The sequence below is a fragment of the Klenkia terrae genome (assembly GCF_900491935.1).
GTDB classification, from domain to species: Bacteria; Actinomycetota; Actinomycetes; order Mycobacteriales; family Geodermatophilaceae; genus Klenkia; species Klenkia terrae.
In genome coordinates, this window is record NZ_UEXK01000004.1 from 3,526,730 (window position 1) to 3,551,564 (window position 24,835).

The following is a 24,835-nucleotide window of genomic DNA, read 5'->3' on the forward strand; positions in this document are numbered from 1 at the left end:
CATCGGGTAGTGTCTTCGACGGCGCCGCAAGGCCCGCACAACAGCACAGCCCATGGGGTATGGGGTAATTGGCAGCCCGACGGTTTCTGGTTCCGTTAGTCTAGGTTCGAGTCCTGGTACCCCAGCGAGGAACGCTCCATCTCCTCTGTACGATCAGCACTGCAGTTCTGGCCCCGTCGTCTAGCGGCCCAGGACGCCGCCCTCTCACGGCGGTAGCGAGGGTTCGAATCCCTTCGGGGCTACACCTCGAGAGCCCCCGACCCACCCGGGTCGGGGGCTCTCGGCATTCCTGGGCCCACCTGTGCAACAGGGTGCAACCGTTGACGGGCGGCCCGGCGGTGGTCTGTGATCGAGGTCTCAACCCCTCAGCGCGGAGGACCACATGAGCAGGCTCCGGTTCGGCATCTTCCTGGCCCCGTTCCACCCGGCGGGGGAGAACCCCACGACGGCCATCCAGCGCGACCTCGAGCTGGTCGCCCACCTGGACCGGCTGGACTACGACGAGGCCTGGATCGGCGAGCACCACTCGGCCGGCAGCGAGATCATCGCCTCGCCGGAGATCTTCATCGCCGCGGCCGCCGAGCGCACGAAGCGCATCAAGCTGGGCACCGGGGTGACCTCGATCAGCTACCACAACCCGCTGTGGGTGGCCGAGCGGATGGTCATGCTGGATCACCTGACCCGCGGCCGGGTGATGCTGGGCTGCGGTCCGGGCTCCTTGCCGACGGACTCGATGATGCTGGGGCTCAACCCCACCGACACCCGCGAGCTGCTGGCCGAGAACCTCGACATCATCATGCGGCTGCTGCACGGCGAGACGGTCACCGCGACGACCCGCACGCACACCCTGGTCGACGCCCGGCTGCACCTGCGGCCCTACAGCGACCCGTTGTTCGACGTGGCCGTCGCCGCGGTCGCCTCGCCGACCGGTCCCCGGCAGGCCGGCACGCACGGCATCGGGCTGCTGTCGATCGGCGCGACGCTGTCGCCGGACGGCTTCGACGCCCTCGCCCACCACTGGTCGGTCGTCGAGGAGCGGGCGGAGGCGAACGGGCAGACCGTGTCCCGCGCGGACTGGCGGCTGGTCGGGCTCATGCACATCGCGGAGACCCGCGAGCAGGCCTACGCCGACGTGCAGTTCGGGATCGAGAGCTGGTTCCGGTACTTCCAGAAGACCGCGGCCTTCCCGCAGATGGCGGTCGAGGGCGGCGACGTCAAGGAGATGATCGACTTCATCAACGACGCCGGCATCGGCGCGATCGGCACCGTCGAGGACGCCCGCAAGCAGGTGCAGAAGCTGTGGGACCAGTCCGGCGGGTTCGGCGCCATGCTGCTGCTGGCCCACGAGTGGGCCAACCCCGAGGCCACCCGGCGGTCCTACGAGCTCATCGCCCAGCACGTCTTCCCGCACTTCCAGGGCGGACAGACCACGCACGCCGAGGCCACCCTGGGGGCCAAGGATCGGGCCAGCGGCAAGCGGGAGGACTACGCCGCCCAGCAGATGCAGGCGGTCGCCACGATGACCGAGCGCTACGCCGCCGAGGTGGCCGCCAAGGGCTGAGTGCCCGGTCACGCCCTGGGTTGAGCCTGGTGCGTCCGGGGGACAGGAGCCCCCGGACGCACCCAGCGAGGGTGCCCACGACAGGAGCACCCATGGACCTCGGCATCAGCGGACGCACGGCACTGGTCACCGGCGCCGACTCCGGCATCGGGCTGGAGACCGCGCGGCTGCTGCTCGCGGAGGGCGTGCGGGTGGTGATCACCGACGTGGACCAGGCGGCGCTGGACGAGGCCGCTGCCGGGCTGGACGGCGACGTCACCGCGGTGGCCGCCGACCTCACCGACCCCGAGGACGTCGCCCGGCTGAAGGCCGCCGTCACCGAGGCCGTCGGGGACCCGGCGATCCTGGTCAACGCCGCGGGCATCACCGGTGCGCAGGGCCTCTTCCACGAGATCGACGAGGAGGGCTGGCGGTCCACCCTGGAGATCGACTTCTTCTCGGTGGTCCGCGTCGTCCGGGCCTTCGTCGACGGCATGCGCTCGGCCGGCTGGGGCCGGATCGTGCTGCTGGCCAGCGAGGACGCCGTCCAGCCCTACGTCGACGAGCTGCCTTACTGCGCCGCCAAGGCCGCCGTGCTCAGCCTGACCAAGGGCCTGTCCAAGAGCTACGGCTCCGAGGGCGTGCTGGTCAACGCCGTGTCCCCGGCCTTCATCGCCTCGCCGATGACCGACGCGATGATGACCAAGCGGGCCGACGAGAACGGGACCTCGTTCGACGAGGCGGTCGAGTCGTTCCTCGCCGACGAGCGGCCGGGCATGGAGCTGGGCCGCCGCGGCCAGGTCGAGGAGGTCGCCTCGGTGATCGCGTTCCTGTGCTCCGAGCGGGCCAGCTTCGTCAACGGCAGCAACTACCGCGTCGACGCCGGTTCGGTCGCCACGATCTGAGGACGTCCCGGCCCGGTCGTCGCTGTGCGGCCGGGCCGGTGTTAGCGTTCACAATCGTGATCGCGACCACTCGTCACCTGGCCGACGGCCGGGAGATCGTGTACTTCGACAGCGTCCCGACCCCGCGCGAGGCGGTGGACCCCCGCGACCTGCCCCCGGTGGCGACCCGCTCGCAGGTCCGCTGGGACCCGCTGCTGGGGGAGTGGGTGGTCATCGCCGCACACCGGCAGACCCGCACCTTCCTGCCGCCGGCCGACCAGTGCCCGCTGTGCGCCTCGACGCCGGCCCGGGCCACCGAGGTCCCCGAGGCCGACTACGAGGTCGCGGTCTTCGAGAACCGGTTCCCGTCGCTGTCCACCGAGGTCGACCGGGACGTCCCCGCGCACGCCGAGGGCAACCCGCTGGTCGCCCTGCGGCCGGGGGAGGGGCGCTGCGAGGTCATCGTGTTCACCAGCAACCACGACCGCTCGTTCGCCGACCTCGGGGCCGAGCGCGCCCGGCTGGTGGTCGACGCCTGGGCGCACCGCACGGAGGCGCTGTCCGCGCTGCCCGGCGTCGAGCAGGTGTTCCTCTTCGAGAACCACGGCGAGGAGATCGGGGTGACCCTCGCCCACCCGCACGGGCAGGTCTACGCCTACCCGTTCCTCGCCCCCCGGGTGCAGAAGATCCTGGGCCAGGTCGCCACCTACGAGGGCGACCTGTTCGCCGACGTGCTGGCCGCCGAGCGCTCCGGCCCGCGCGTGGTCGCGGCCAACGAGCACTGGACGGCGTTCGTGCCGGCAGCTGCCCGCTGGCCCTACGAGCTGCAGCTCTTCCCGCACCGCCGGGTCCCCGACGTCGCCACCCTGACCGACGCCGAGCGCGATGCGTTCGTCGAGGTGTACCTGGACGTCCTCGGCCGGTTCGCGCACCGGTTCGACGAGCCGATGAACTACATCTCTTCCTGGAACCAGGCCCCCGTGCACGCCGGCCGCGAGCAGTGGTGGCTGCACCTGCAGCTGTTCAGCTTCCAGCGGGCCCCGGGCAAGCTGAAGTACCTGGCCGGCTCCGAGTCGGGGATGGGCGCCTTCGTGTCCGACACCTCGCCCGAGGGCGCGGCCGACGCCCTGCGTGCGGTGGTCGTGCCGTGACCTCCCCGACGACGTTCCGGGACGTGTTCGGCGCCGACCCCGAGGGCGTGTGGCTGGCCCCGGGGCGGGCCAACGTGATCGGCGAGCACACCGACTACAACGACGGCTTCGTGCTGCCCATCGCGCTGCCGCACCGGGTGCTGGCCTCGGTGGCCCGCCGCACCGACGGCCTGCTCCGGATCGCCTCGGTGCAGCAGCCCGGTGCCGTGGTCGAGCTGCCGATGACTGAGGTCCGCGCCGGCAACCCGGCCGGCTGGGCCGGGTACGTGGCCGGCGTGGCCGAGCAGTTCGAGCTGCCCGGGGGCCTCTCGGTCCTGGTGGACGGCGACGTCCCCGCCGGGGCCGGGCTGTCCTCCTCGGCCGCGGTGACCTGCTCGGTGGCCCTGGCCCTGCGCGACCTGCTGCGGCCGGACCTGCCGCTGGACGCGCTGGTGGACATCGCCCGGCGGGCCGAGAACGACTTCGTGGGCGCGCCCACCGGGATCCTCGACCAGTCGGCGTCGCTGCTCTGCGAGGCCGGCCACGCGCTGTTCCTGGACACCCGGGACCGCAGCCGGCAGCAGGTGCCCCTGGACCTCGCCGCCGCCGGCCTCGCGCTGCTGGTGGTCGACACCGGGCACACCCACTCCCACGCCGACGGCGGCTACGGCGACCGCCGCCGGGAGTGCGAGCGGGCGGCCGAGGCGCTGGGCGTCCCCGCGCTGCGCGACGCCACCCCGGAGGCGGTCGAGGCGCTCGCCGACGACGTGCTGCGCCGCCGGGCCCGGCACATCGTCACCGACGACGAGCGGGTGCTGCAGGTCGTCGGCATGCTCACCGGCGGGGGCGACCCGCGGGCGATCGGCCCGGTGCTGACCGCCGGGCACGTCTCGCTGCGCGACGACTTCGAGATCTCCACGCCCGAGCTGGACGCCGTCGTGGACACCGCGCTGGCCGCCGGGGCGCACGGTGCCCGGATGGTCGGCGGCGGGTTCGGCGGCTCGGCGATCGTGCTGGTGGAGACCGCCGACCTGGACGCGGTCACCGCCGCCGTCCAGCCGGCCGGTGGCAGCTACCGCACCTTCGTCGCCGTCCCCTCGCCCGGCGCGCACCGCGTCGCCTGAGGGGTCCTCCGTGTTCGGGTTCCGCCGCCGTCCCACCGTGCCCCCGGCCCCCGTCGTGCCCTGGCAGGGCGCCGCGGTGCGGGCCGAGTTCGCGCCGCTGCCGGTCGAGCGCCGTCGCGACGTCCCGTCGGTGGTGCTGACCGCGGGCGGGGTCCGGGTGCAGCTGCACGCCTCCGACGTCCGCGCGGTCGGGCGCGGTCGGGCCGGCATCGCGGAGTCCGCCGTCCCGCCGCTGGCCTTCCTGTGCCGGCCGGGCGCCGCGGGCCCCGGGTCGGCGATGCACGACGACCTCGGGCACCTGCCGCCCGACTCCTGGGCGCTGGTCCTGGGCGACGCCCCGCTGGTCGCGGTCGCCGTGCTCGACGGCCCGCAGGCGGCGTCCTTCCTCGCCTGGGCCGCGGACCTCCCGGGCTGAGCACCGTGACCGACCTCCCCGGCCTGCGGGCGTCCTACGACCGGGTGGCCGACGCCTACGTCGAGATGGCCGCCGGTGACCTGGGGCCGCACCCCTGGCTGCGGGCCGCGCTGGCCGCCGTCGCCGAGGACGTGCGCGACCTGGGGCCGGTGCTGGACGTCGGGTGCGGTCCCGGCCTGGTGACGGCGCACCTGGCCGGGCTGGGGGTCGAGGTCTCCGGGGTCGACCTGTCGCCGGGGATGGTGGCCCACGCCCGCCGACTGCACCCGCACCTGCGGTTCGAGGTCGGCTCGGCGACCGAGCTGGACCCGGCGCCGGCGTCGCTGGGCGGGGTGCTGGCCTGGTGGTCGCTGTTCCACCTGCCGCGGCCGGCGGTCGCCGAGGTCGTGGCCACCCTGGCCCGCGCGCTGGTGCCCGGCGGCCAGCTGGTGTGGGGCACCCACGTGGGGGACGGCGAGGTCGAGCGCACCGTGGCCTACGGGGTCGACGGCATCACCTGGACGACGCACCTGTGGCAGCCGGCCGCCATGGCGACGGTGCTCGCCGACGCCGGGCTCGAGCCGGTCGCGGAGCTGAGCTTCCCGCCGATGTGGACCGCGCACCCGCAGGCGCTGCTGGTGGCCCGCCGGCCGGCCTGACCGGTCAGCGGACGGCGCGGCCGATCGCGGCGGCGGCGTCCAGCACGGCGCCGACGACGTCCGGGCTGGGCCGGCGACCGAGCCGCTCGACCGGCCCGGAGACCGAGACCGCGCCGAGCACCGCGCCGCCGGCGTCGCGCACCGGCGCCGACAGCGAGGCCACCCCGGGCTCGCGCTCGGCGACGCTGTGCGCCCAGCCGCGGCGCCGGACGTCGAGCAGCGTGCGGGCGGTGAACGAGGACGCCGACAGCAGCGGGGTGACCTCGTCGGCGGGGGAGAAGGCGAGCAGCGCGTGCGCGGCGGAGCCGGCGGTCATCGGCAGGCGGGCGCCGACCGGCACGGTGTCGCGCAGGCCGGTGAGCCGCTCGGCGGCCGCGACGCAGACCCGGGCCGAGCCGTCCCGCACGTAGAACTGGGCGCTCTCGCCGCTGGCGTCGCGCAGGGTGACCAGGTGCCGGCCGGCGGCGTCGGCCAGCCGGTCGGCCAGGTCGGTGCCGCCGCGGCCGAGCTCGGCGAGGGCCGCGCCGGGGGCCCAGGAACCGTCCGGGAGCCGCCGTACGAGCCGGTGACCCTCCAGGGCCACGGCCAGCCGGTGGGCGGTCGCACGGGGCAGACCGGTGCGCTGGACGAGCTCCGCGAGGCTCGCCGGCTCGTCCGCCACGGCGTGCAGGATCGAGACCGCTTTGTCCAGCACGCCGACGGGGTTAGGCTGTCCCACGAGCTGATACTTGCATCCCATCCAATGAGATGCAACCGAGCCTGAGGAGGCGCAGCCGTGGGGCAGACCCTGGCGCAGAAGGTCTACGAGCAGCACGTGGTGCGGCGCACCGAGGGCGAGCCGGACCTGCTCTACATCGACCTGCACCTCGTCCACGAGGTCACCAGCCCGCAGGCGTTCGACGGGCTGCGGGCCGCCGGGCGCACGGTCCGCCGTCCCGACCTGACGATGTCGACCGAGGACCACAACGTCCCGACGACGAACCTGCTGGCCCCCATCGCCGACCCGGTCAGCCGGGCGCAGGTCGAGGCGCTGCGCACCAACACCGCGGAGTTCGGCATCCGGCAGGCGCCGATGGGCACCCGCGACCAGGGCATCGTGCACGTCATCGGCCCGCAGCTGGGCCTGACCCAGCCGGGCATGACGATCGTCTGCGGCGACAGCCACACCTCCACCCACGGCGCCTTCGGCGCGCTGGCCTTCGGCATCGGCACCAGCGAGGTCGAGCACGTGCTGGCCACCCAGACGCTGACCCAGCGGCCGGCCAAGCAGATGTCGGTCCGGGTCGACGGCGAGCTGCCGGTGGGCGTCAGCGCCAAGGACCTCATCCTGGCCGTCATCGCCGAGATCGGGACCGGCGGTGGGCAGGGCCACGTCATCGAGTACCGGGGCAGCGCCGTCCAGGGCCTGTCGATGGAGTCGCGGATGACGATCTGCAACATGTCGATCGAGGCCGGTGCCCGCGCCGGGCTGATCGCCCCCGACGAGACCACCTTCGCCTACCTGGCCGGGCGCGAGCACGCCCCCACCGGCGAGGACTGGGACGCCGCCGTCGCCGCCTGGCGCGAGCTGCGCACCGACGACGACGCCGTCTTCGACCGCGAGGTCGTCATCGACGCCGCATCGCTGACCCCCTACGTCACCTGGGGCACCAACCCGGGCCAGGGCCTGCCGATCGGCGCCGCGGTGCCCGACCCGGCGTCCTTCGCCGACGAGTCCGACCGGGCGGCCGCGGAGTCCGCGCTGGCCTACATGGGCCTGACCGCCGGCACCCCGCTGCGCGACATCAGCGTCGACACCGTCTTCCTGGGGTCGTGCACCAACGGCCGGATCGAGGACCTGCGGGTGGCCGCCGAGCTGCTGCGCGGCCAGCACGTCGCCGCCGACACCCGGATGCTCGTCGTCCCCGGGTCGGTGTTCGTCAAGCAGCAGGCCGAGGAGGAGGGCCTGGACGCCGTCTTCACCGCCGCCGGCGCCGAGTGGCGCGGGGCCGGGTGCTCGATGTGCCTGGGCATGAACCCCGACCAGCTGGCCCCCGGCGAGCGGTCGGCCTCGACGTCCAACCGCAACTTCCAGGGCCGGCAGGGCAAGGGCGGGCGCACCCACCTGGTCTCGCCCGCCGTCGCCGCGGCCACCGCCATCACCGGGAAGCTGACCGCCCCGGCCGACCTCGTCCCCGCAGGAGCCTGAGCATGGACGCCTTCACCACCCACACCGGCACCGCGGCCCCGCTGCGGCGCAGCAACGTGGACACCGACCAGATCATCCCGGCCGAGTACCTCAAGCGGATCACCCGCACCGGCTTCGAGGACGGCCTGTTCGTCGCCTGGCGCACCAACGAGCCCGACTTCGTGCTCAACCAGCCGCAGTACGCCGACGCCTCGGTCCTGGTGGCCGGCCCCGACTTCGGCACCGGCTCCTCCCGCGAGCACGCCAACTGGGCACTGCTGGACGGCGGGTTCCGGGTGGTCATCAGCGCCCGGTTCGCCGACATCTTCCGCAACAACTCGACGAAGTCCGGGCTGCTGACCGTGGTGCTGCCGCCGGCCGACGTCGAGGCGCTGCAGGACGCCTGCGAGGCCGACCCGACCCTGCCGGTGACCGTCGACCTGGTCGCCAAGGAGGTCCGCTGGGCCGACCGGGTCAGCGGCTTCGAGATCGACGACTACACCCGCTGGCGGCTGCTCGAGGGCCTGGACGACATCGGGCTCACCGAGCGGCACCTGGACGACATCGACGCCTTCGAGGCCGCCCGCCCCTCGTGGAAGCCCCGCACGCTGGCCTGACCGCCGCGCCCGGCCCGGAGGCCGTCGTCCCGACCCGGGACGGCGGCCTCCGGTCGTCCCGGCCGGGAACCAGCGGGGTGCGGACGACGACCAACCCGGTGGATCCCCGACACGCGACCGAGAGGCCCTCCGTGCCCACCACCCGACCCCGCCGGGTCCTGCTGCTCCCGCTCCTGCTGCTCGCCTGCTGGCTGGGGGCCACCGGCACCGCCCAGGCGCACACCTCGCTGACCTCGTCCAGCCCGGCCGAGGGCAGCACCGTCACCGAGCCGCTGTCGGCGGTCACGCTGACCTTCAGCGGGTCGGTCCGCGGCCCGGAGGTGACGGTCGCCGGTCCCGACGGCGCCGTGGTGAGCACCGGGACGGCCACCGGCGAGGGCAGCGCGGTCACCGTCCCGGTGGCGCCGACCGCGACCGGCCCGCACACCATCACCTGGTCGGTCACCTCGGCCGACGGGCACGACCTCACCGGCACGGTCGCCTTCGACCACGCCGGCCCGGTCGCCGCACCCGTCGGACCGGAGCCGGCACCCAGCAGCGCGGCGGCCCCGAGCCCCGCGGCTGCCACCCCCGAGCCGGTCCCGGCCCGGCCCGCCGAGGCCGCCGCGGAGACCCCGGAGGACGAGGGCAGCGGCTCCGGCGTGGCGATCGGGGTCGCGGTGGCCGTGGTGCTCCTGGGTGCCGGCGGTGTCGCGGTCGGACGACGCCGGCGCGGCTGAGCGCCGGCGCCCCGGGTCAGGCCGGGGCGTCCGGGTCGGCCGGGAAGTCGCGGTAGTAGTCGGACAGCAGCGCCCCGGGCCGGCCGCCGAGCACCCAGACGCTGCCCTTGGCCGACGGCGGCCACAGCGCGCCCGCCGTCCCCGGGTAGCGGACGCCCAGCGCCATGAGCACCGAGGGGATCGCGCCGCCCTGGCTGCACACCACGGTGACCCCGGGCTGCGGGCGCGGCTCCAGCCAGCTCTCCACCAGGTCGATGCCGGCCTGCGGGTCGTCGCCGAAGCCGTCCTCGCCGAGCTCGGGCACCTGGCCCAACGGCACGCCCAGGGCGGCCGCCAGCGGGGTGACGGTCTGGACGCAGCGGACCGGGGGAGCGGCGAGCACCTCGGTGGGCGCAAAGGCGGTCAGCACCGAGGCGAGCCGGGCGGCCTGAGACCGACCGCGGCCGTCCAGCGGGCGGCCGGAGTCGGGTCCGTCGAAGTCGCTGCGCTCGCCGGCGCTGGCGTGCCGGACGAGCAGCAGGGTCGGCGACCGCGGCACGTCGGTGCGGGCCAGGTCGGCCAGCACCGCGGCGTCGTGCGGGTGGGTGACCAGCTCGGTCGCCGCGGGCACCGGCAGCCAGCGCAGCTCGTCGACCTCGTCGTTGACCACGAAGTCGCCGGCCACGTGCTGCATCGTCCAGTAGTCCACCCGCTTGGGGCCGTGCCGGTGGACGTACCGGGTCTGCACGCTGCGCCGTCCGACGGCCACCTGCAGACCGGTCTCCTCGCCGACCTCGCGGACCGCGGCCTGCAGCGGGTGCTCGCCCTGGTCGAGCTTGCCCTTGGGCAGCGACCAGTCGTCGTACTTGGGCCGGTGCACGACCGCGGTCTCCAGCACCCCGCCCGCACCCCGCCGCCAGACGGCACCGCCGGCGGCGGGCTGCACGCGCTCAGCCAGCGAGCTCACCGGCCATCACCCGCGCCTGGAAGTCGCGCTGCCCGGTCCGGGTCCAGCTGCCGTCGGCACCGAGCTGCCAGCTGCGGACGTCGTCGGCCATGGCGCCGTCGAACATGCGCTGCAGCTGCTCGGTGGCGTGCACGTCGCTGATCCGCAGCAGCACCTCGACCCGGCGGTCCAGGTTGCGGTGCATGAGGTCGGCGCTGCCCAGCCACCACTCGGGCGACCCGTCGTTGAGGAAGTTGCAGACCCGGGAGTGCTCGAGGAAGCGGCCCACGATCGACCGGACCCGGATGTTGTCGCTGAGCCCGGGGACCTGGGGCCGCAGGGCGCAGATGCCCCGGATCCACAGCTCGACCGGCACATCGGCGCCCGAGGCCTCGTACAGGGCGTCGATGAGCTCCTCGTCCACGAGGGAGTTCACCTTGATCCGGATGCCCGACGGGCGGCCCTCGGCGGCGTGCCGGGCCTCGCGGCGGATCTTCTCCAGCAGCCCGGCGCGGACGCCGTGCGGGGCCACCAGCAGCGAGCGGTAGGTGGTCTGCCGGGAGTAGCCGGTGAGGGTGTTGAACAGGTCGGTGAGGTCGGCGCCGACCCGCGGGTCCGCGGTGAGGATGCCGAGGTCCTCGTAGATGCGGGCGGTCTTCGGGTTGTAGTTGCCGGTGCCGATGTGGCAGTACCGGCGCAGCACCCCGTTCTCCCGGCGGACCACCAGGGCGGTCTTGCAGTGCGTCTTCAGGCCCACCAGGCCGTAGACGACGTGGCAGCCGGCGCGCTCCAGCGAGCGGGCCCAGCTGATGTTGGCCTCCTCGTCGAAGCGGGCCTTGATCTCCACGAGCACCACGACCTGCTTGCCCGCGGTGGCCGCCTCGATGAGGGCCTGCACGATCGGGGAGTCACCGGAGGTGCGGTACAGCGTCTGCTTGATCGCCAGCACCAGCGGGTCGGCGGCGGCCTGCTCGATGAACCGCTGCACGCTGGTGGCGAAGGAGTCGTAGGGGTGGTGGACCAGCACGTCGCCCTCGCGGAGTGTTGCGAAGACGCTCTTGGGCGTCTCGCCCTCGGACAGCCGGGGGTGCGTGCCGGGCACGAACGGGTCGTCCTTGAGCTCCGGGCGGTCCAGCCCGTAGAGGGCCATGAGGGCGGCGAGGTCGAGCAGCCCGGGCACGTGCAGCACGTCGTTGGGGGAGACCTCCAGCTCGTGCAGCAGGACGTCGAGGATCTGCGGGTCCATCGAGTCGGTGACCTCGAGCCGGACGGCGGGACCGAACCGGCGGCGGGCAAGCTCGCGCTCCAGGGCCTGCAGCAGGTCCTCGTCGCGGTCCTCCTCGACCTCGACGTCGGCGTTGCGGGTGACCCGGAACAGGTGGTGGTCGATGACCTCCAGGCCCGGGAAGAGCTGGTTGAGGTGGGCGGAGATGAGGTCCTCGAGGGGGAGGAAGACCGACTCGTCGTCCTCGGTCACCACGGGCACGAAGCGGGGGACGTTGTCGGGCACCTTGACCCGGGCGAACCGCGGGGCGCCGGTCTCGGGGTCGCGCACGGACACCGCGAGGTTCAGCGACAGGCCGGAGATGTAGGGGAACGGGTGCGCGGGGTCCACGGCCAGCGGGGTGAGCACCGGGAAGACCTGGTCGCGGAAGTACTCGCGCAGCCGCATCGACTCGCCGTCGGCGACCTCGCCCCAGTGCACGATGCGGATGCCGTGCTGCTCCAGGCGGGGCGCGACGTCCTGCACGAAGACGGCGGCGTGCCGGGCGACGAGCTCCTGGGTGCGGGCGGCGATGCGGGACAGCTGCTCGCGGATGGTCAGCCCGTCGGGGGAGCGCATCGTGAGACCGGTGCTGTGCCGGCGCTTCAGCCCGGCGATCCGGACCATGTAGAACTCGTCGAGGTTGCTGGCGAAGATCGACAGGAACTTGACCCGCTCGAGCAGCGGGGCGTCCGGGTCCTCGGCGAGCTCGAGCACCCGGGCGTTGAAGTCCAGCCAGGACAGTTCGCGGTTCAGGAAGCGGTCGGCGTGCTGGGCCGTCTCGGTCTGGGTCTCGGACACCGCGACATCTTCTCCTACGCCGGTGAACGGCTGGTGTTCACGCACAGGCCTCGTGCTCGGCCGCCCGGGTGCGCGGCCCGGCGCCCAGTGCCCGGGCCGCCGCGAGGTGCTCGGCGGTGTCGACGTCGCGGCGCAGACCGGGCCAGTCGCCGTCCAGCGCGAGGGCCCCGGACGCCGCGTGCGCCGCGGCCGAGCCGGGCCCGAACGACGGCGCGAGGTCTCCGGTGGTGACGGCCAGCAGGGTGGTGCCGGTGCCCTCGGCGTCGGCGACGAAGGAGCGGGGGACGGCGGCGGCGCGGGTCAGCGCGTCGTCCAGCTCGGCCGGGCGCAGGGCGGGGAGGTCGGAGTTCAGCGCAGCGACCCAGGCGGCGCCGGTCGCGGCCGCGCCGTGCCGCAGCGCGGCGTTGAGGCCACCGGCGGGTTCACCGGCCACCACGCGGGCGCCCAGGCGGGCGGCGACCGCGGCTGCCCGGGGGTCGTCGGTCACCACCCAGAGCGCGCCGACCGAGGGCGCCGCCGCCGCGGCCTCGAGGGTGTCGCCGAGCAGGGCGAGGACGAGCGCCTCGTGCTCGGCGCGGCCGCCGGTGGGCCCCAGCCGGGTCTTGGCCAGCGCGAGCCGCTTCGCGGGGACGACGACCGACCAGCGCTGCACCTGCGCAACGCTGCCACATCTCCCTGCACCTCGACGCCTGACCCGGATCTCCGCGGGCGGCCCTGCCCCGCCGGCCGCCCGGGTCCTGCGCTCGGCCGAGGGCCGGGCCGGGCCGCGGTACAGGTCCTCATAGGTGCCTTCGGGCGTCCCTCGGCCTTGTCTTGGTGACTGCGGTCGTCCGCGGCCTTGCCCGTGCGCCGGTCATCGAGCCCGTCCGTGCCGCCGGGGGCCTCCGTCCTTGGTCTCGTCCTCGCCTGGACTCCGCCCCCGGTCGCGCCCCGTTCGCTGAGGGAGCCAGCGGCCCTGGTCATGCTCCGGTCGCTGCGGATGCCCGCGGCCTTGCTCATGCCCCGGTCGCTGCGGGCGCCCGCAGCCTTGTTCATGCCCCGGGTCCCTGCCCGAGTCCGCTGCCGTCGAGCCGTTGTCCCGGTGCCCCGTCCTCGCGTGGTCCGTCTTGTCGATGCTCTCTGGCCCGGGCCATCGTGCCGGGGGGCTGCCGCCGGTCGCAGGTCCTGGACCGGCGCCGGCGCCAGCTCTGCACCTCTCAACCCGGCGGAGGCTCCGCGCGAACCACTCTCGGCGCAGAGCCACCGAACCCCTTCGATCACCCCCGGTGAGGGGTTCCGAACACAGAATTAGCTGGTCAGCGGCCCGTTCTGCAGCCCGTTTCTGTCAGACCCCTCTGGTGGACTAGGTCCATGACAGCGACGGCGCGACGGTTCCGGGTGGAGGTGACCCCCTACGTCACCGCCGTCCCCGTCGACGCCGCGCCGGTCCCGCGGCTGACCGAGCTCGCGGCCGCCGCCGGGCTCTCCGGTACCGAGCTCGATGCGGAGCTGGCGTCGGTGCAGAAGCAGATGTCGGCCCTGGCCGCGTACCGCGCCGGCCTGATCGAGCGCAAAGCCACCCTGGGCGCCCGCCAGCCCCTCCCGTTCGCGCCAGGCGCCCGGACCGACACCCGCCCCGACGCCGACCCGGACCTCGACCCCTCGGTCCAAGCCGCTGACGACTTCCTGCCCGATGAGGTCGCGGTGCTGCTGAACATGTCCGTCGGGTCGGCCCGGTACCTGGTCGACGACGACCTCACCCTGGTCCGGCAGTTCCCGGCGGTCTGGGAGGCGTTGGCTGATCAGCGGATCGACGAGACCCGCGCCAAGGCGATCGTGCGGGCGTTGCGCTACCAGGCCCGGTCGTGGGGCGGCCCGGTCGACGACGCGATCGTCGATGCCGTCGCCGCGCGCGGGGTGGCGTGGGCCGCGGCTGGGTGCGCGCCGTCGACGTTGCGGGACCGGCTCGAGGCCGCGCTGATCGCTGCTGACCCTGCGGCGGCGGACCGGCGGCGCGAGTTGCGCAAGCGGGAGGCCGGGGGGCGGGTGCAGGGGACGGGCGACGGCCTGGCCGACGTGCGGGTGGCCGGGATGGAGGCTGCGACCGCGAAGCTGGTGAAGGCACAACTGGCGGCGTTCGCGCGGGAGCGCAAGGCCGACGGTGACGACCGCCGGGCCGGGGAGATCGAGACCGAACTGGTGGCGACCCTCATCACCCGCCCCTGGGAAGCCCAGGACCCCGCGGTCGCTCACGTGACCATCAACGCCGACCTCGCCGACCTCCTCCCCGACGCCCCGGCGGAGGCCGACTCGGCAACAGCCGAGGGCACCGTTCCCAGCGACGACGCGGCCAATGACGGAGCGGCCGAGGACGAAGAGGCCGAAGAAGAGGCGCCCGAAGAAGAGGCGGCCGACGCCGACGCCGACGCCGAGCCGGCAACGCGGGACCCAAGGCCCTCGGGGGACCAGGCACGCCAGGACACCCCGGCCCGCGGCGGCAGTCGGGTAGGGCACGTCGGCGGGCTACCGGTGACCCCGGCCGCGGTTCGGTCGCTGCTGCAACGGATCGATGCCCTCGGCCTGACGCACCCCGACGGCGGAGACCTCGACCTCACCATCACCGGCGAGCGCGGCCGACTGCTCGCCGTCGCCACCCCCGAGGAGCTGGTCGCCGCTGCGAAGGGCGGGCGTGGACTCGGACCGCCACCACCGGCACCTGGCTACACACCGACCGCCGCCCAGTACCGGTACCTGCGCGCCCGCGACCGGCACTGCCGCTTCCCCGGCTGCCGACAAGTCGCCCGCGCCTGCGACGCCGACCACGTCATCCCCTACGACCACCACGACCCCGAACGCGGTGGACCGACCTGCGTCAGCAACCTGGCCATGCTCTGCCGACGGCACCACCGCCTCAAGACCCACGCGCTCGGCTGGCGGTTCGCCATCGACCCCGACGGCACCCTGCACGTCACCACCCCCGGCGGCACCACCCGCACGACCAGGCCCCCGGCGATGGGCGAGGTCCTCGACCTGCTCGACGAGCCGCGACCGCCCTACGACCCCGCCGCAGACCCACCGCCGTTCTGACCTGCGCGGGCCGAGATCGGCCGCGACCGGCCCGGCGGCCCGGCGGCCCGGCGGCCCGGCGGCCCGGGTGCAGCGTTCACCGTTCGTCGTGCTGCTGTTCCCTGCCGAGCACCTCGGCCAGCCCTAGGGTCGGAACATGATCCCGGTGGGGGAGCTCGTCGTGACGGGCGTCGTCGTGCTGGTCCTGGTGGTCGTCGGCGCACTGCTCCTGCGTCGGGCGGTGCGGCGCCGGCGGGAGGGCTGGTACGCCGCCGACGGCGACGGCCCGGCCTCCGACACCCGCGGCGCGGTCAACCGCAGCAGCTGGATGCTCGGCGGCGGAGGTGGTGGCGGGGGCGGCTGACCGTCGGGGTCAGTCGAACTGCGCGGCGTGCAGCGCAGCACCCGCCGGGGACAGGAACCAGGCCAGCAGCCCCAGCGCCACGGCCGCCACGACGACGTGCACCACCACCGTGCCGCGCCCGACGGAGCCGCCGCCGAGCCGCGCGGCCGACAGCAGCGCAGTCCCGCTCAGCACCAGCGCGACGAGTGCCCCCAGCAGGGCCAGCGCGGGGGAGACGAGGTCCAGGACCCGGCCCTCGGTCTGCAGCAGCCCCTCACCGCGCACCCACGGCAGCACGACCGCCCACCCGTACACCGCGGCCGGCACCAGCAGCACGGCGGCGGCGACCGCGGCCCGTCGGCGGGGAGGTGCGGGCGGGCGCCGGGCTCTCCCGGAGGGCGGTCACGGGCACAACGTGCTGGCCCACCCGGCGCGCGTCAACCCCCGTGCGACCTGGTCCGGTGGTTGACGGGGCAAACTGACCGGGTGAGTCCTGACGCCGTCCCCGGTCCGGGGAGTTCCTGGCCGCGGCGACGGTGGCGGCCGCGGCCGAAGCTGGACTGGGCGCTGACGATGTGCCTGCTCGTCGTGTGGCCGGTCTGCGGCCTGATCTACGACCTCCGCCTCCGGCACGCCGAGCGCATCCCGGCCACCGGCGGGGTCCTCCTGGTCGCCAACCACGTCTCGGTCCTGGACCCGCTGGCCTGCGCGATGCTGGTCTACGATGCCGGCCGGGTCCCGCGCTTCCTGGCCAAGTCCGCGGTGTTCACCGGCCTGGCCGGCACCATCCTGCGCGCCGCCGGCCAGATCCCGGTCTACCGCGGCACCTCGGCCGCGCAGTCCTCGATGAGCGCCGCCGAGCAGGCCCTGGCCGCCGGCGAGGTCGTGATCATCTACCCGGAGGGCTCCGTCACCCGGGACCCCGACTGGTGGCCCATGCAGCCGCGCACCGGCGCCGCCCGTCTGGCCCTCACCACCGACGCCGTCGTCGTCCCGCTCGCCCAGTGGGGCCCGCAGCGGGTGCACGACTACCACGCGAAGAAGCTGCACCTGCGGCTGCGCACCCGCGCCGACTACCTGGTGGGGGAGCCGGTCGAGATCGCCGACCTGCGGGACCAGGTGCGCACCGGCCGCCCGCTGTCGGCCGAGCTGCTCCAGCTGACCACCGACCGGCTCATGGGCCGGGTCCGCGACCAGCTCGGCGAGATCCGCGGCACCACGCCCCCGGTCGCGATCCACCCGCGGCCCGGCCGCACCCCGGGCGACCTGCCCGGCGCGGCGGGCGCCGCGTGACCCGCGCCGCGGTGCTGAGCGCGGGCAGCTGGGGGACGACGTTCGCCAAGGTGCTCGCCGACGCCGGTTCCGACGTCACCCTGCACGCCCGCCGTCCCGAGCTCGCCCGGGCCATCACCGCCGACCGGGTGAACGCCGACTACCTGCCCGGCATCACGCTGCCCGATCGCCTCCGCGCCACCGACGACCCGGCCGAGGCCCTGGACGGCGCCGACGTCGTCGTCCTCAGCATCCCGTCGCAGTCGCTGCGGGAGAACCTCTCCGCCTGGGCACCGCTGATCCCTCCCGGCGCCACGCTGCTGTCGCTCATGAAGGGCATCGAGCTGGGGAGCACCCGGCGGATGAGCGAGGTCATCTGCGAGGTCACCGGCGCCTCGGCGGACCGGGTCGCGGTGCTCAGCGGTCCCAACCTGGCCCGCGAGATCGCCGAGGAGCAGCCGGCGGCCACCGTCATCGCCTGCTCGGACACCGACCGCGCCGAGGCGCTGCAGGCGGCCTGCCACACCCGCTACTTCCGGCCCTACACCAACCCCGACGTCGTGGGCTGCGAGCTGGGCGGCGCGGTGAAGAACGTCATCGCCCTGGCCGCCGGCGTCGCCGAGGGGCTCGGCTTCGGCGACAACACCCGCGCCTCGCTGATCACCCGTGGGCTGGCCGAGACCATGCGGCTGGGCCTGGCCCTGGGCGCGGACCCGCTGACCTTCTCCGGGCTGGCCGGGCTCGGCGACCTGGTGGCCACCTGCTCCTCGCCGCTGTCGCGCAACCGCACGTTCGGCGAGCACCTGGGCCAGGGCATGAGCCTGGAGGAGACGATCGCGGCCACCCGGCAGACCGCCGAGGGCGTCAAGTCCTGCCGGTCGGTCCTGGACCTGGCCCGGGCGCACGGCGTCGACGTGCCGATCACCGAGGCCGTCGTCCGGGTGTGCCACGAAGGGGAGTCCCCGGCCCAGATGGTCCGGGAGATCATGAGCAGGGAGGCGAAGTCCGAGTGAGCTGGTCCGACGGCACCCGCGTGGTCCGCGGTGGTGACGAGCCCCCGATCCCGGGCACCCCGCTGCGGCCCAGCCCCGTCTTCGCCGCCCCGTACCACCTGGGCGAGGACCCCTACGCCGCCGACTTCTACGCCCGGCCCGGGCACCCCACGCTGCGCGTGTTCGAGGAGGCCGTCGGCGACCTGGACGGCGGGGACTGCCTGGCCTTCGCCACCGGCATGGCCGCCATCAGCGCGGCGATGTTCGCCGTCCTCCGGGCCGGTGACCGGGTGGTCATCCCCAGCGACGGCTACTACCAGACCCGCGCCCTGGGCGACGGCGAGCTGGCCCGGTTCGGCGTCGTGGTCGAGCAGGTGCCCACCCTGGAGATCGCCGACGCGGCCGCCCGCGGGGACCTGGACGGCGCCGCCTTGGTGCTGCTGGAGACGCCGTCCAACCCCGAGCTCGACGTCTGCGACATCGCCGCCGTGGCCGCCGCGACCCGGGCGACCGGCGCGGTCCTGGCCGTGGACAACACCACCGCCACCCCGCTGGGCCAGCGGCCGCTCGCGCTGGGCGCCGACCTCACCATCGGCGCGGACACCAAGGCGCTGACCGGCCACAGCGACCTGCTGATGGGGCACGTGTCCACCGCCCGCACCGACCGCGGCCGTGAGCTGCAGACCCGGCTCAAGGCGTGGCGGGACCGCACCGGCAACGGGCCGGGTGCCTTCGACGCCTGGCTGGCCCACCGGTCGATGAGCACCCTGGACCTCCGGCTGACCCGGCAGGCCACCACCGCGGCCGCCGTCGCCGAGCTGCTGGCCGACCACCCGGCCGCCACCGGGGTCCGCTGGCCCGGACGGCCGGGGGACCCCTCCCACGAGATCGCCGCCCGGCAGATGCTCCGGATGAACGGCGTGGTGTCGGCGACCCTGGCCGACGAGGCCGCCGTGCACGCCCTGGTCCGGCACAGCCGGCTGTGGCTGGCGGCCACCAGCTTCGGCGGCGTGCACTCCACCGTCGACCGCCGCGCGCAGTGGGGCGGGGACGCCGTCGCCGACGGGTTCGTGCGGTTCTCCTGCGGCATCGAGGACACCGCCGACCTGGTTGCCGACCTGACCACCGCCTTGGACGCCCTGGTCTGACCCCGGCCGATAGGGTCCGGGGCGATGACCGAGACACGCAGGACCAGGGTCGCCGTCGTCTTCGGCGGGCGCAGCGCGGAGCACGCGATCTCCTGCGTCTCCGCCGGCAGCGTGATGGCCGCGCTCGACCCCGAGCGCTACGAGGTGGTCCCGGTCGGGATCACCCGCGAGGGCGGCTGGGTGCTGCACGACGGCTCCCCGCTGGCCATCTCCGGCGGCCGGCTGCCCGAGGTCACCGGCGGGACGGCGGTGTCCCTGGTCGGCGACCCGGCCGGCCGCGGGCTGTCGGTGCTGGAGCCGGGCGAGGCGTTCGGCCGGCTGACCGACGTCGACGTGGTGTTCCCGGTGCTGCACGGCGCCTACGGCGAGGACGGCACCATCCAGGGCCTGCTGGAGATGAGCGGGCTGCCCTACGTGGGCTCCGGCGTCTTCGCCTCGGCGGCGTCCATGGACAAGGAGTTCACCAAGAAGCTGCTCACCGCGGCCGGCATCACCCAGGGCGACCACGTCGTGCTGCGCGACGCCGCGGGGGCGCTCACCACCGACCCGTCGGCGCTGTCGGCCAGCCAGCGCGAGCGGCTGGGGCTGCCGGTGTTCGTCAAGCCCTCGCGGGCCGGGTCCAGCATCGGCATCACCAAGGTCTCGGACTGGGCGGACTTCGACGCCGCCGTGGCCACCGCCGCCGCCGTGGACACCAAGGTCGTCGTGGAGGCCGCCGTCCCCGGCCGCGAGGTGGAGTGCGGCGTCCTCGCCGCCGTCGGGGGCGGGTTGCCCGACACCAGCCTGCCCGCGGAGATCCGGCTCAAGGCCGGCGTCGACTGGTACGACTTCGACGCCAAGTACCTCGACGACGCCGTCGACTTCGACGTGCCCGCCGACCTGACGCCCGAGCAGACCGCCGCCGTGCAGGAGGTCTCCCGCCGGGCCTACCTCGCGCTGGACTGCCGCGGCCTGGCCCGGGTGGACTTCTTCCTCGGCACCGACCCGGTCACCGGCGCCGACCAGCTGGTGGTCAACGAGGTCAACACCATGCCCGGCTTCACGCCCATCTCGATGTTCCCGCGCATGTGGGCGGCCTCCGGCGTCACCTACCCCGAGCTGGTCGACCGGCTCGTCGCCGGCGCCCTCGCCCAGGGGTGACCCGCCGGCTCGGTCTCGTGCTGGTCGGGCTGCTGGCCACCGGGTGCTCTGCAGCGGTCCCGGGCACGGCCACGCCGGTGGCCACCGCCAGCGTGGGGGGCCTGCCCGGCGACGCGGCCGGGCTCGGCGACCTGGTGCTCACCGACGTCCCGTCCGGCCTGCCGCGGGTCCCCGACGACGAGCTGGACCCGCCCGCCGGGCCCAAGACGCTGGACGACGTGGCCGGCTACGCCGACGACGCGCAGCGCGAGGCCGACGTGCTCACCGACTACGGCTACCGCTGGGGCTGGGAGCGGTTCTGGCGCGAGGAGGGCGGCCTCACCTCGGTCTTCCTCGACCAGTTCGACGGGACGACGGGCGCGGCCTCCTACGCCGCCGACCTCGCCCGCAACGACACCGACTACTACGGCGGCAACCCCGACCGCACCCCCGCGCAGCTCCCCGACGGCTGCGCCACCCTGTCGGTGGACGAGCCGGCCGAGGAGAGCGGGCTGACCGGGCCGGCCGCCTTCGCCTGGTGCGCACACGGCCCGTTCACCGTGTCGGTCGCGGTCGTCGGCGACACCTCCGACGCCGCGCTCGCCGAGGTGGAGGACCTGGTCGACGAGCAGCTGGACCGGCTGCCCCGCGGCTGAGCGGGGCGGAACGGTCAGCCCAGCGAGACCCCGTCCAGGTAGTGCCAGCGACCGGCCACCTTGGTGAACCGGCTGTGCTCGTGCTGGGCGTCCCGCCCCCCGTCGGCGCGGTAGGAGGCGCGGAACTCCACGGTGCCCTCGGCCGCCAGCAGGCCGCCGCCCTCGACGGCCAGCACGTCCAGGCCCAGCCAGCGGGTGTCCCCGTCGAGGTCCAGCGACGGCGGTCGGGTGTCGGGGTGCCAGGTCGCCAGCAGGTACGCAGCGTCGCCGACGACGAAGGCGCTGTAGCGCGAGCGCATGAGCTGCTCGGCGGTGCCCGCCGCGGCGGTCCCGTCGTGCAGCCGGCCGCAGCACTCGCCGTAGGTGAGCCCGGTCCCGCAGGGACAGCGCTGGGTCACCGGGGCTGCGGCTCGGCGTACGGGATCGCCCCGGCGATGACCGGGCTCAGCAGGGTGGGGATGGACCCGTCCTGGCTGGCCGGCACCGAGATCTCCACCGGGACCGTGCGGTCGACCGCGGTCCACACGTTGACCGTGGGGTCGGTGGTGTCGACGAACCACTGGACGCCGTTGACCTGGATCAGCTGGGGCCCACCCACGACGAACCCGGCCGGGGCGTCGGCGCCGCAGATCAGCACCTGCGCCGGGTCGCCCCAGGCGTGGGCGTAGGGCGAGTCCGAGTCGACACGTCGACTCGTCGACCCGGCCAGCTCCAAGGGGAGCTGGCTCATCAGCGCGGGGCAGGCGGCGTCGGCCTCGGGCGTGATCGGCGGGGTCTCCACCTCGACCGGGCTCTCATCGCGCTGGGTCGGGGTGGCCCCCGAGACGTCGGCCGCGGCATCGTCGTCCGAGCTGCCCGGGCCGAGGACCCGGATCAGCACCAGCAGCACGATGACCACCGGCACGGCGACCGCGGTGGCCACGATCGCCGCCCGCCGGACCGGGTCCGGCGGGGCCGGGGCGTCGATGCTCTCGGCCTCGACGGTGTCGGTGCTGTCGGCGCTGTCGGGCTCGGTGGTGCCCGGGTCGGGCTGGTCGCTCAGCGGACCGGCCTCAGAGGTTGACGACGGGGCAGGTCAGCGTGCGGGTGATCCCGTCGACCGACTGCACCCGCGCGACGACCAGGCGACCGAGCTCGTCGACCGAGCCGGCCTCGGCGCGCACGATCACGTCGTAGGGGCCGGTGACGTCCTCGGCCTTGGTGACGCCGTCGATCCCGCTGATGGTCTGGGCGACCGCGGCGGCCTTGCCGACCTCGGTCTGGATCAGGATGTAGGCGTGGACCACTGGAGAACCCTCCTCGGGCAGGGCGGCGCTGCCGCCGGACGGCGGCCTGGACGGCAACGTACCCCAGCGACCGGGAGCGCCCGGTGACGCGCCCTCGCCCCCCGGCGGGCACCGCGGACACCGTCGGCGAGGTGGGGGAGTTCGCCGTCGTCGACCGGGTCGTGGCCCGGGCCGGGACGGCCGCGCTGGCCGACGTCGGGCCCGGGGACGACGCCGCCGTCGTCCGCACCCCGGACGGCCGCGTGGTGGCCAGCACCGACGTCCTGGTGGAGGGCCGGCACTTCCGCCGGGACTGGTCCTCGGCGGAGGACGTCGGGCACAAGGCCGCGGCCGCCAACCTCGCCGACGTCGCCGCGATGGGTGCGGTGCCCACCGCGCTGCTGGTCGGGCTGGCCTGCCCGGCCGGCACGCCGACGAGCTGGCTGGAGGGCGTGGCCACCGGGATGGCCGCCGAGTGCGCACCGCACGGCGCCGCCGTCGTCGGCGGGGACACCGTGGCCAGCGCCCCGGACAGCGCGTCGGTCGTGCTGTCGGTGACCGTGCTCGGCGACCTGCAGGGTCGCGCCCCGGTCACCCGGGACGGCGCCCGGCCGGGGGACGTCGTGGCCGTCGCCGGTCGGCTGGGCTGGTCGGCGTGCGGGGGGGCGGTGCTCCGCCGCGGGTTCACCTCACCGCACGGGCCGGTCACCGCGCACCGCCGTCCGACCCCGCCCTACGCCGCCGGGCCGGCGGCCGCCGACGCCGGCGCCACCGCGATGTGCGACGTGAGCGACGGCCTGCTGGCCGACGCCGGGCACCTGGCCGCGGCGTCGGGGGTGCTGCTGGACCTGGACCGCGGCACCCTGGAGTCCTTCGTGGACCCGGCCGGGCAGCTGGCCCAGGTGGCGGCCGCGACGGGGGTGAACCCGTTGGGCTGGGTGCTGACCGGCGGGGAGGACCACGCCCTGCTGGCCACCTTCCCGGCGGCCGCCGACCTGCCGGCCGGGTTCGTCCGGATCGGTGTCGTGGAGGCCGGGCCGCCCGGCGTCCGGGTCGACGGCATCGACGGGGCCGACGTCGCCGAGGGGCTGGGGGAGGGCACCGGGCATGTCTCCTTCTGAGGGGCTGGTGCTGCGCGCCGCCGGCTACGACGACCCGCAGGTGCAGCAGATGGTCGAGGCGGTCCAGCAGGAGTACGTCGTCCGGTACGGCGGCCGCGACGCCATGGAGGTCGACCCCGCCGAGGTGCTGCCGCCGGCCGGGCTGCTGCTGGTCGCCGAGGTCGACGGCCGCGCGGTCGGGTGCGGGGCCTGGCGGGTGCACGACGCCGGGACCGTCGAGGTCAAGCGGATGTACGTGGCACCGGAGGCCCGCCGTCGCGGCGTCGCCGACGCCTTGCTCACCCGCCTGGAGGCCACCGCGGCGGCGGCGGGCCACCGGCGGGTGGTGCTCAACAGCGGTGACCGGCAACCCGAGGCGCTGGCGCTCTACGCCCGTGCCGGGTACACACCGGTCGCCGGGTACGGGGTCTACGCCGACGCGCCGGGCGCGGTGTTCCTGGGCAAAAACCTGGAGGAGGGGTCCTGATGGGGATCGTGACGGTGTCGGCCACGTTCGGCTGCGGTGGTGCGGAGATCGCCCCGGCGATCGCGGAGCGGCTGGGGCTGCCGTTCCACGACCGGGTCATCCCGGCCCAGGTCGCGCTGCGGCTGGGGGTGCCGGTCGAGGAGGCCGAGGCCAACGACGAGAGCGTCGTGCGCGGGCTGTGGCGGGTGGTGGCCTCGCTGGGCACCATGCCCGACCCGGTCGGCGGCGTGCTGCCGGCCTCCGCGGTGCCCGACGAGCGCAGCTACCGGGAGCAGACCGACCAGGTGGTCACCGACATCGCCGACGGCGCCGGGGGAGTGGTGCTGGGCCGGGCCGCCGCGCTGGTGCTCGGGGACCGCCCCGACGCGCTGCACGTCCGCCTCGACGGCCCGGAGCGCCGCCGGCTGCGGGCCGCGGTGGCCCACCTGGGCCGTCCCGAGGACCAGGTCCGGCGGGAGCTGGTGGCCGCCGACCGGGCCCGCACGGCCTACGTGCGGCACTTCCACCGCTGCGACCCCGCGGAGGCCCGGCACTACCACCTGGTGCTGGACTCCACGGTGCTCGACCACGACCTGGTCGTCGACCTCGTCGTGGCGGCGGCCCGGTCCCGGGGGATCAGCGGGTCAGCAGCGGGAGCATGACGTCGTCGACGACCTCCTGGGCCAGGTCGTCGTCCAGCGGTCGACCGAGGACCAGCCAGCGCTGCATCACCACGGCCGGCCCGGCCTCGGCCGCGGCCGTGCCGAGGCGCGTGGGGTCGAGCTCGCCGCGGGCGACCGCGGCGCCGAAGACCTGGCGGAAGGTGTCCCGCCAGACCCCCAGCGAACCCTCCTGGAAGGCCGCGGCCAGGTCCGGCTCGTGCGGCAGCACGCCGATCAGTGCCCGCGAGGCGTCCCCGAGCGGTCCGCGCAGCGTGAGGACCATGGCCCCGACCACCTCGAGCAGGTCGCCGCGGAGGGTGCCGGTGTCCGGTGCGGCGGCCTCGCCGCGGTTGAGCTCCCCGATGGTCTCGGCGACCATCTGCACCCGGGAGGACCACCGCCGGTAGATGCTCGCCTTGCCCACCTTGGCGCGGGCGGCCACGGCGTCCATGGAGATGCCGTCCCAGCCGCGCTCGGCCAGCAGCTCGAGGACGGCGGTCTTCACGGCCTCGTCGACGGCCTGCCTCTTATACACATCCGACG

General features: G+C 75.0%; 28 protein-coding genes and 2 tRNA genes. 21 read left to right on the forward strand and 9 right to left on the reverse strand.

Annotated features, from left to right (window positions below):
* The first annotated feature begins 53 nt into the window (after positions 1-53).
* From LFA75_RS17555 to LFA75_RS17590, 8 genes are all read left to right on the forward strand, one after another.
* Positions 54-125, forward strand: a tRNA-Gln gene (locus tag LFA75_RS17555).
* A gap of 44 nt (positions 126-169) precedes the next feature.
* Positions 170-242, forward strand: a tRNA-Glu gene (locus LFA75_RS17560).
* Between the two features lie 140 nt (positions 243-382).
* On the forward strand, positions 383-1,561 hold the full coding sequence (locus tag LFA75_RS17565) for an LLM class flavin-dependent oxidoreductase (protein ID WP_225234890.1): 1,179 nt from the start codon (positions 383-385) through the stop codon (positions 1,559-1,561).
* 92 nt (positions 1,562-1,653) lie between these two features.
* Entirely contained in the window at positions 1,654-2,445 is a 792-nt protein-coding gene (locus LFA75_RS17570) for an SDR family NAD(P)-dependent oxidoreductase (protein WP_225234891.1), read from the forward strand.
* Between the two features lie 56 nt (positions 2,446-2,501).
* Positions 2,502-3,575 (forward strand): galactose-1-phosphate uridylyltransferase, encoded by a 1,074-nt coding sequence (gene galT, locus LFA75_RS17575; protein ID WP_225234892.1) that lies wholly within the window; start codon positions 2,502-2,504, stop codon positions 3,573-3,575.
* Entirely contained in the window at positions 3,572-4,678 is a 1,107-nt protein-coding gene (galK, locus tag LFA75_RS17580) for a galactokinase (RefSeq protein WP_225234893.1), read from the forward strand. The genes galT and galK overlap by 4 nt, the downstream gene beginning before the upstream one ends.
* A gap of 10 nt (positions 4,679-4,688) precedes the next feature.
* Positions 4,689-5,093, forward strand: coding sequence for a hypothetical protein (locus LFA75_RS17585; protein WP_225234894.1), 405 nt, complete (start codon positions 4,689-4,691; stop codon positions 5,091-5,093).
* 5 nt (positions 5,094-5,098) lie between these two features.
* Positions 5,099-5,731, forward strand: a complete 633-nt coding sequence (locus LFA75_RS17590; protein ID WP_225234895.1) for a class I SAM-dependent methyltransferase — start codon at positions 5,099-5,101, stop codon at positions 5,729-5,731.
* Positions 5,732-5,735: 4 nt separating this feature from the next.
* On the opposite strand, the gene LFA75_RS17595 is transcribed toward LFA75_RS17590, so the two are convergent.
* Positions 5,736-6,425 (reverse strand): IclR family transcriptional regulator, encoded by a 690-nt coding sequence (locus LFA75_RS17595; RefSeq protein ID WP_263639387.1) that lies wholly within the window; start codon positions 6,423-6,425, stop codon positions 5,736-5,738.
* 81 nt (positions 6,426-6,506) lie between these two features.
* Here LFA75_RS17595 and leuC point away from each other — a divergent pair, with 81 nt between their 5' ends.
* The 3 genes from leuC to LFA75_RS17610 all read left to right on the forward strand — a co-directional run bounded on the left by leuC (position 6,507) and on the right by LFA75_RS17610 (position 9,234).
* Positions 6,507-7,919, forward strand: a complete 1,413-nt coding sequence (gene leuC, locus LFA75_RS17600) for a 3-isopropylmalate dehydratase large subunit (protein WP_225234897.1) — start codon at positions 6,507-6,509, stop codon at positions 7,917-7,919.
* 2 nt (positions 7,920-7,921) lie between these two features.
* Positions 7,922-8,515 (forward strand): 3-isopropylmalate dehydratase small subunit, encoded by a 594-nt coding sequence (leuD, locus tag LFA75_RS17605; RefSeq protein ID WP_225234898.1) that lies wholly within the window; start codon positions 7,922-7,924, stop codon positions 8,513-8,515.
* A gap of 131 nt (positions 8,516-8,646) precedes the next feature.
* Positions 8,647-9,234 carry a copper resistance CopC family protein gene (locus tag LFA75_RS17610; protein ID WP_225234899.1) on the forward strand — a complete coding sequence of 196 codons (588 nt, stop codon included), beginning with the start codon at positions 8,647-8,649 and terminating at the stop codon, positions 9,232-9,234.
* Between the two features lie 16 nt (positions 9,235-9,250).
* On the opposite strand, the gene LFA75_RS17615 is transcribed toward LFA75_RS17610, so the two are convergent.
* The 3 genes from LFA75_RS17615 to cofC are packed head-to-tail and all read right to left on the reverse strand — an operon-like array spanning position 9,251 to position 12,876.
* Positions 9,251-10,180: an NUDIX hydrolase gene (locus LFA75_RS17615; protein WP_225234900.1), complete on the reverse strand. Its 930-nt coding sequence runs from the start codon at positions 10,178-10,180 to the stop codon at positions 9,251-9,253.
* Complete coding sequence (locus LFA75_RS17620) at positions 10,164-12,224, reverse strand: RNA degradosome polyphosphate kinase (protein ID WP_263639388.1); 2,061 nt, start codon at positions 12,222-12,224, stop codon at positions 10,164-10,166. The genes LFA75_RS17615 and LFA75_RS17620 overlap by 17 nt, the downstream gene beginning before the upstream one ends.
* A 37-nt stretch (positions 12,225-12,261) precedes the next feature.
* Positions 12,262-12,876 carry a 2-phospho-L-lactate guanylyltransferase gene (cofC, locus tag LFA75_RS17625; RefSeq protein WP_225234902.1) on the reverse strand — a complete coding sequence of 205 codons (615 nt, stop codon included), beginning with the start codon at positions 12,874-12,876 and terminating at the stop codon, positions 12,262-12,264.
* A 698-nt stretch (positions 12,877-13,574) separates the two neighbouring features.
* On the opposite strand from cofC, the gene LFA75_RS17630 reads away from it, so the two are divergent.
* Entirely contained in the window at positions 13,575-15,290 is a 1,716-nt protein-coding gene (locus LFA75_RS17630) for an HNH endonuclease signature motif containing protein (protein WP_225234903.1), read from the forward strand.
* Positions 15,291-15,426: 136 nt separating this feature from the next.
* Positions 15,427-15,633 (forward strand): hypothetical protein, encoded by a 207-nt coding sequence (locus LFA75_RS17635; RefSeq protein ID WP_225234904.1) that lies wholly within the window; start codon positions 15,427-15,429, stop codon positions 15,631-15,633.
* 9 nt (positions 15,634-15,642) lie between these two features.
* Here LFA75_RS17635 and LFA75_RS17640 read toward each other — a convergent pair whose 3' ends face one another.
* Positions 15,643-15,948 (reverse strand): hypothetical protein, encoded by a 306-nt coding sequence (locus LFA75_RS17640; protein ID WP_225234905.1) that lies wholly within the window; start codon positions 15,946-15,948, stop codon positions 15,643-15,645.
* Positions 15,949-16,098: 150 nt separating this feature from the next.
* Between LFA75_RS17640 and LFA75_RS17645 the strand changes: the two genes are divergently transcribed.
* From LFA75_RS17645 to LFA75_RS17665, 5 genes are read left to right on the forward strand one after another with little or no spacing between them, the layout of a single operon-like run.
* Positions 16,099-16,905: a lysophospholipid acyltransferase family protein gene (locus LFA75_RS17645; RefSeq protein ID WP_225234906.1), complete on the forward strand. Its 807-nt coding sequence runs from the start codon at positions 16,099-16,101 to the stop codon at positions 16,903-16,905.
* A complete protein-coding gene (locus LFA75_RS17650; RefSeq protein WP_225234907.1) occupies positions 16,902-17,897 on the forward strand; it encodes an NAD(P)H-dependent glycerol-3-phosphate dehydrogenase in 996 nt (331 codons plus the stop codon). The genes LFA75_RS17645 and LFA75_RS17650 overlap by 4 nt, the downstream gene beginning before the upstream one ends.
* Positions 17,894-19,024, forward strand: a complete 1,131-nt coding sequence (locus tag LFA75_RS17655; RefSeq protein ID WP_225234908.1) for a cystathionine gamma-lyase — start codon at positions 17,894-17,896, stop codon at positions 19,022-19,024. The genes LFA75_RS17650 and LFA75_RS17655 overlap by 4 nt, the downstream gene beginning before the upstream one ends.
* 24 nt (positions 19,025-19,048) lie before the next feature.
* A complete protein-coding gene (locus LFA75_RS17660) occupies positions 19,049-20,164 on the forward strand; it encodes a D-alanine--D-alanine ligase family protein (RefSeq protein ID WP_225234909.1) in 1,116 nt (371 codons plus the stop codon).
* Positions 20,161-20,799 carry a DUF7373 family lipoprotein gene (locus LFA75_RS17665; protein ID WP_225234910.1) on the forward strand — a complete coding sequence of 213 codons (639 nt, stop codon included), beginning with the start codon at positions 20,161-20,163 and terminating at the stop codon, positions 20,797-20,799. Before LFA75_RS17660 ends, LFA75_RS17665 begins: the two co-directional genes overlap by 4 nt.
* A gap of 14 nt (positions 20,800-20,813) precedes the next feature.
* On the opposite strand, the gene LFA75_RS17670 is transcribed toward LFA75_RS17665, so the two are convergent.
* The 3 genes from LFA75_RS17670 to LFA75_RS17680 form a co-directional block, all read right to left on the reverse strand.
* Positions 20,814-21,197 carry a YchJ family protein gene (locus tag LFA75_RS17670; protein WP_225234911.1) on the reverse strand — a complete coding sequence of 128 codons (384 nt, stop codon included), beginning with the start codon at positions 21,195-21,197 and terminating at the stop codon, positions 20,814-20,816.
* Complete coding sequence (locus LFA75_RS17675) at positions 21,194-21,721, reverse strand: DUF3515 domain-containing protein (protein WP_225234912.1); 528 nt, start codon at positions 21,719-21,721, stop codon at positions 21,194-21,196. The genes LFA75_RS17670 and LFA75_RS17675 overlap by 4 nt, the downstream gene beginning before the upstream one ends.
* Positions 21,722-21,851: 130 nt before the next feature.
* Entirely contained in the window at positions 21,852-22,085 is a 234-nt protein-coding gene (locus LFA75_RS17680; protein WP_091242759.1) for an Lrp/AsnC family transcriptional regulator, read from the reverse strand.
* An 83-nt stretch (positions 22,086-22,168) separates the two neighbouring features.
* On the opposite strand from LFA75_RS17680, the gene LFA75_RS17685 reads away from it, so the two are divergent.
* The 3 genes from LFA75_RS17685 to LFA75_RS17695 are packed head-to-tail and all read left to right on the forward strand — an operon-like array spanning position 22,169 to position 24,292.
* Positions 22,169-23,185: a thiamine-phosphate kinase gene (locus tag LFA75_RS17685; protein ID WP_225234913.1), complete on the forward strand. Its 1,017-nt coding sequence runs from the start codon at positions 22,169-22,171 to the stop codon at positions 23,183-23,185.
* Entirely contained in the window at positions 23,172-23,651 is a 480-nt protein-coding gene (locus LFA75_RS17690; RefSeq protein ID WP_225234914.1) for a GNAT family N-acetyltransferase, read from the forward strand. The genes LFA75_RS17685 and LFA75_RS17690 overlap by 14 nt, the downstream gene beginning before the upstream one ends.
* Entirely contained in the window at positions 23,651-24,292 is a 642-nt protein-coding gene (locus LFA75_RS17695; protein WP_225234915.1) for a cytidylate kinase-like family protein, read from the forward strand. Before LFA75_RS17690 ends, LFA75_RS17695 begins: the two co-directional genes overlap by 1 nt.
* On the opposite strand, the gene LFA75_RS17700 is transcribed toward LFA75_RS17695, so the two are convergent.
* On the reverse strand, positions 24,267-24,835 hold a 569-nt coding region (locus tag LFA75_RS17700; RefSeq protein WP_318250023.1), incomplete at its 5' end, for a TetR/AcrR family transcriptional regulator. The two genes, LFA75_RS17695 and LFA75_RS17700, sit on opposite strands and share 26 nt — an antisense overlap.